A 1281-nucleotide genomic window follows, 5' to 3' on the forward strand; every position below is an offset into this window, starting at 1 on the left:
CTGTCTTTCTTGCCTTTGGCCAGTTTAATTAGCAATACACCTCTTTTGCTATCTATGGCCGAAGGTTTTAGACTTAGTAACTCGCTTCTACGTAAGCCACAGGCATAAATTAGGCTGAGCATAGCTCTATGTTTTAGGTTAATATGACTATTTAATATGGCTTTTATCTCTTCTTTACTTAAAACATTGGGCAAGGTTTTCTCGCGTTTTGGTCTATGTATTTTCGCAATATCTATCTTTTTGGTTAAAATGATGCCAAAATATAATTTAATGGCATTTACCATTTGGTTTTGGTAAGATGATGATAGCTGCTTAGTTAAGATATATTTGTGGTTGAAAACAATAATATCTTCATTGTTAATTTGGCTAGGCAATTTATCTTTAAAAAATTGAAAGAAAATGCTCAAGGCATTTAAATAAGTTTGGATAGTGTTTTCGCTATAGCGTCTGCTCCTTAGCCACTGCTTAAACTTAAGTAACGTTTCGGCATTATATTTTTGTGTTACAGCTGGCGCAATTTTAAACTGCTTTCTATAAGTTGGGGTGTCTGGCAAGTGCCATACCTTAAGTGTTGCGCTCCATGTGGCGCCTTTCAGTTTTTTAAAGCGTTCAATAAGTTCGGGTTTGTTTTCGAAATAAACGGCAATACGATTTTTGCCCCTATGTGTAATTAGTTTGGCTTGATACATGGCGAGGTAGCTGTTTGTTGCCCTAATTTAGGAAGAATTTTGTACAACAAACCCGATTGTAGGCGGTAGCCCGCATACCGAAGCGTAGCGAGGTAGCGGACTAAAGCCAAAAAGCGGGACTTTCGTTACCGATATGCAATGCAATTGATTTACAAAAACTTAACAGCTTTTAATGTGCTTTTTACTTTCGGTTTTAAGCTTTTTTTGCTACCTTTGCGCCCTTAAATACAAGCGCATACAATGCAAAAGATTAGAAACATAGCTATTATAGCCCACGTTGACCACGGTAAAACTACCACGGTTGATAAAATTTTACATGCCTGTTCTATTTTTCGTGATAACGAAGAAACCGGAGATTTGATTTTGGATAATAACGATTTGGAACGCGAACGCGGCATCACTATCGTTTCTAAAAACGTTTCAGTAAAATATAAAGACGTTAAAATTAACATTATCGATACTCCTGGTCACGCGGATTTTGGTGGTGAGGTAGAGCGTGTATTGAAAATGGCTGATGGCGTGCTTTTGCTTTGTGATGCTTTTGAAGGCGCTATGCCACAAACTCGTTTCGTAACGCAAAAAGCTTTGGCTT

Annotated in this window: 2 protein-coding genes; one reads left to right on the forward strand and one right to left on the reverse strand. The window is 37.5% G+C overall.

Features of this window, described 5'->3' with window-relative positions; genetic code table 11:
* Positions 1-689, reverse strand: a 689-nt coding sequence (locus tag DUT69_RS18935) for a tyrosine-type recombinase/integrase (protein ID WP_113654855.1), incomplete at its 3' end; no start/stop codon positions are given.
* 240 nt (positions 690-929) lie between these two features.
* Between DUT69_RS18935 and DUT69_RS18940 the strand changes: the two genes are divergently transcribed.
* The coding region (locus tag DUT69_RS18940) for a GTP-binding protein (protein ID WP_113654856.1) at positions 930-1281 on the forward strand (352 nt) is incomplete at its 3' end.

The sequence above is a fragment of the Pedobacter namyangjuensis genome (genome assembly GCF_003313325.1).
GTDB classification, from domain to species: Bacteria; Bacteroidota; Bacteroidia; order Sphingobacteriales; family Sphingobacteriaceae; genus Pedobacter; species Pedobacter namyangjuensis.